4 protein-coding genes are annotated in these 3,919 nt (G+C 67.1%); all 4 read left to right on the top strand.

Annotated elements, in window-relative coordinates; translation table 11 throughout:
- The first annotated feature begins 179 nt into the window (after positions 1-179).
- The 4 genes from ABZX11_RS48055 to ABZX11_RS48070 are packed head-to-tail and all read left to right on the top strand — an operon-like array spanning position 180 to position 3,811.
- Complete coding sequence (locus ABZX11_RS48055; RefSeq protein ID WP_354925881.1) at positions 180-1,019, top strand: sugar ABC transporter permease; 840 nt, start codon at positions 180-182, stop codon at positions 1,017-1,019.
- On the top strand, positions 1,012-1,851 hold the full coding sequence (locus tag ABZX11_RS48060) for a carbohydrate ABC transporter permease (RefSeq protein WP_310971707.1): 840 nt from the start codon (positions 1,012-1,014) through the stop codon (positions 1,849-1,851). The genes ABZX11_RS48055 and ABZX11_RS48060 overlap by 8 nt, the downstream gene beginning before the upstream one ends.
- Positions 1,852-1,883: 32 nt before the next feature.
- On the top strand, positions 1,884-3,224 hold the full coding sequence (locus ABZX11_RS48065; protein ID WP_354925885.1) for a GH1 family beta-glucosidase: 1,341 nt from the start codon (positions 1,884-1,886) through the stop codon (positions 3,222-3,224).
- A 53-nt stretch (positions 3,225-3,277) separates the two neighbouring features.
- A complete protein-coding gene (locus tag ABZX11_RS48070; RefSeq protein ID WP_354925888.1) occupies positions 3,278-3,811 on the top strand; it encodes a DUF305 domain-containing protein in 534 nt (177 codons plus the stop codon).
- The last annotated feature ends 108 nt before the right edge of the window (positions 3,812-3,919 follow it).

Here is a 3,919-nt window from a genome sequence, read left to right on the forward strand (position 1 = left end):
CAACCTCCTAGACCTTGAAGTATTTTTCGTGTTTTTCTCAGCTTGGCTCGCTTAGCCGCCGGCGGCGGGGGGGGGGGGGGGGGGCGCGGGGGGCCCCCCCCCCCCCCCCCCGGCCCGGAAGCCCGCGGCGCACCCGCCGCCGGCCGGCCCTCCCGTACCTCCTGCTGCTACCCGCTCTGTTGCTCGAACTGCTCATCCACGTCGTCCCGATGCTCGTCGGCGTCGTGATGAGCTTCGTCAAGCTGACCCAGTACTACATCCGGAACTGGTCGGCGGCCCCGGGGGCCGGGCTCGACAACTACAAGTTCGTCCTCGACTTCGACACCGCCACGGGCAAGGCGCTGGCGCACTCGTTCGTGATCACCGTCGAGTACACGGTGCTGTCGGTGGGGTTCTGCTGGCTCTTCGGCACGTCCGCCGCGGTTCTGATGCAGCGCAGCTTCCGCGGGCGTGGGCTGCTGCGGACGTTGTTCCTCGTTCCGTACGCGCTGCCGATGTACGCCGCCGTCATCACCTGGTCGTTCATGTTCCAACGCGACACCGGCCTGGTGAACAGCCTGCTCGGCACCCACTCGTTCTGGCTGATCGGGGACAACAGCTTCTGGTCGCTGCTCACCGTGTCGGTGTGGCGGAACTGGCCGTTCGCGTTCCTCATCGTCATGGCGGGGCTGCAGAACATCCCGGGGGAGCTGTACGAAGCGGCCTCGATCGACGGTGCCGGCTGGTGGACCCAGTTCCGGGCGATCACGCAGCCCATGCTGCGGCCGGTCAACCAAGTGCTGCTGCTCGTGCTGTTCCTGTGGACGTTCAACGACTTCAACACGCCGTACGTCCTGTTCGGGAAGTCCGCCCCCCGCGAAGCGTCGCTGATCTCCATCCACATCTACCAGAGTTCGTTCGTGACATGGAACTTCGGTCTCGGCTCCGCCATGTCGGTGCTGTTGCTGCTGTTCTTGATGCTGGTCAGCGCCGCGTACCTCGCGTTGACCGCCCGCCGGAGGAGGACGGCCAGTGTCTGAGCCCCGTTGGGTCCCCTGGGCCCGCCGCGTCGTCCTCGGCTTCCTCGCGCTGTTCACCCTGCTGCCGCTGTACGTGATGGTGTCCACGTCGCTGAAGCCCCTCGGGGACGTCCAGGGGGTGTGGCAGTGGATTCCGACGACGGTGACGATCCAGCCGTTCCTCGACATCTGGGAGACCATCCCGCTCGCCAAGTACTTCCTGAACAGCTTGGTCATCTCCGGCGCGGCCACCGTCTGCTCGGTGCTGATCGCGATCTTCGCGGCCTACGCCATCAACCGGTACAAGTTCCGCGGCCGGAACTTCTTCGCCATGACCGTCCTGTCGACCCAAATGTTTCCCGGCATCCTCTTCCTGCTGCCGCTGTTCCTGATCTTCGTCAGCATCGGCAACACCACCGGTATCGTCCTGTACGGTTCTCGCCTCGGCCTGACGCTGACCTATCTGACCTTCTCCCTGCCGTTCGCGATCTGGATGCTCGCGGGCTACTTCGACTCCATCCCGAAGGAGCTCGACGAAGCCGCGATGGTCGACGGCAACGGGCCGGTGGGCGCGCTCATCCGCGTCGTCATCCCCGCCGCGGTTCCCGGCATCGTCGCCGTGTCGATCTACTCCTTCATGACGGCCTGGGGCGAGGTGCTGTTCGCTTCCGTCATGACGGACTCGGACACCAGGACGCTCGCCGTCGGCCTCCAGGAGTACTCGACCCAGGTGCAGGTGTACTGGAACCAGGTCATGGCCGCGAGCCTGATCGTCTCGGTTCCCATCGTCGCCGGCTTCCTCCTCTTCCAGCGCTACCTGGTGTCCGGACTCACCGCCGGCGCCGTCAAGTAGCCCACCCACGCCCTCCCTGAATGAGGTTTGCCTTGAAGCTCTCTTTGCCCGCGGATTTCGTGTGGGGTGCGGCCACCGCCGCGTACCAGATCGAGGGCGCCGTCGACGTCGACGGCCGCCTGCCGTCCATCTGGGACGATTTCTGCCGGGTACCCGGTGCCATCGACAACGGCGACACCGGTGACGTCGTGTGCGACCACTACCGGCGCTGGCCCGAGGACCTGGCGATCATGAAGCAGCTGGGGTTGGACGCCTACCGCTTCTCCATCGCCTGGCCACGGGTGATCCCCACCGGCCGCGGTGAGGTGAACCCCCGGGGCCTCGACCACTACGACCGCTTCGTCGACGCCTTGTGCGAAGCCGGGATCCGCCCGTTCGTCACCCTGTACCACTGGGATCTGCCTTCGGCGCTGCAGGCCGCGGGCGGGTGGCCCGAGCGGGACACCGCCTACGCCTACGCGGAGTACGCCGCGGTCGTCGCCGCCCGGCTCGGCGACCGGGTGCGGGACTGGAGCACCGTCAACGAACCGCTGTGTGCCGCCTGGCTCGGGTACCTCGAGGGCCGGTTCGCCCCCGGTGTCAAGGATCTGGAGCAGGCCGTGCCCGCCTCGCACCACCTGCTGCTGGCTCACGGGCTCGGTGTGCAAGCAATCCGGGCGCACGCCGCTCGCCCGGCGAACATCGGCCTCGTCTGCAACCTGTCGGGGATCGAACCCGCCTCGGACCGCGACGAGGACGTCGCCGCGGCGAAGCGGATGGACGGGCACGTCAACCGGTGGTGGCTCGACCCGGCCAACGGGCGCGGTTATCCGGCCGACATGCTCGAGGTCTACGGTGTCGAACCGCCCGTGCTCGGCAACGACCTCGACGTCATCGCGGCGCCCACGGACTACCACGGCTTGAACTACTACTTCCGCCAGATCGTCGAGGACGATCCCACCGGCCCCGCGCCCTTCGCCAGGCAGGTGCCGGCGGAGGGCGCGGGTACCACCGCCATGGGCTGGGAAATCCACGGTCCGGGGCTGGCCGACCTGATTCACCGGCTGCACGACGACTACGGCGCGGAGGCCATCTACATCACCGAGAACGGTGCCGCGTTCGACGACAAGGTCGCCGAGGACGGCTCCGTCCAGGACGACGACCGCATCGCCTACTTCGAGGAACACCTCACGGCGGTCGCGTCGGCCGCCGAGGCGGGCGCCCCGGTCAAGGGCTACTTCGCCTGGTCCCTGCTGGACAACTTCGAGTGGGACAACGGCCTCGACAAGCGGTTCGGCCTCGTCCGGGTCGACTACGGCACACAGCTCCGGACCGTCAAAGCCAGCGGCCAGTTCTACGCCGACCTGATCGCCGAGCACCGAAATCGCCCTTGAGTGCCGTTCCCGGCCAGTTGACATCGCCGGAGCGAATGGCATGTAATTCATCCATGCGCATTTGTCTCGGATTGGGCATCGTGGGCATGCTATTCGCCGGCGGCTGCGCCGCCGGTCAGTCCGAAAATTCGTCCGCCCCTGTCGCGGCGTCGTCGTACACCACTACGGACCGCGCGTGGATCGAGGTCACCATGGCCATGGACGAGCAGCTTGTTCCGCTGCTCGCCCTCGTCGGCAGCCGCACCGGAACCGCGACTGTCCGCGACCTCGGCGAAAAAGCCGATGACTCGACGAAGTCGGAGCTGCTGGAACTGCGGCGGCTGCACGATCAGGCAGGTCTCCCGGCGGAGAACCCCCACAAGGGGATGGAGATGCCGGGGATGGTTTCGCCGAACCAGGTCACGCAGGCCGGCGCTTTGCGCGATGCGGACTTCGACCACTACTTCAAAAAGTGCCTGCGTGATCACCTGGATCAGAAAAAACGTTTGGCGCTCGGCGAGAAGTCGTCCGGCAAGGAGCCGCAGACCGTGAGCCTGGCTTCGCGAGTCCTGCAAGAACAGGACCGGCTGTCCGCGCTGGTCGGATAGCGGCTGCCGTGCCGGCCGATCGGGCCCGCGCCGCAGCCCCCTAACCGCCCCTTAAACCCCCCGGGGACCACGGCGGGGGCCCCCCCAAAGCGGTGTGGGTGAAGCAGG

The sequence above is a fragment of the Amycolatopsis sp. NPDC004169 genome (genome assembly GCF_040610315.1).
Classification (GTDB): domain Bacteria; phylum Actinomycetota; class Actinomycetes; order Mycobacteriales; family Pseudonocardiaceae; genus Amycolatopsis.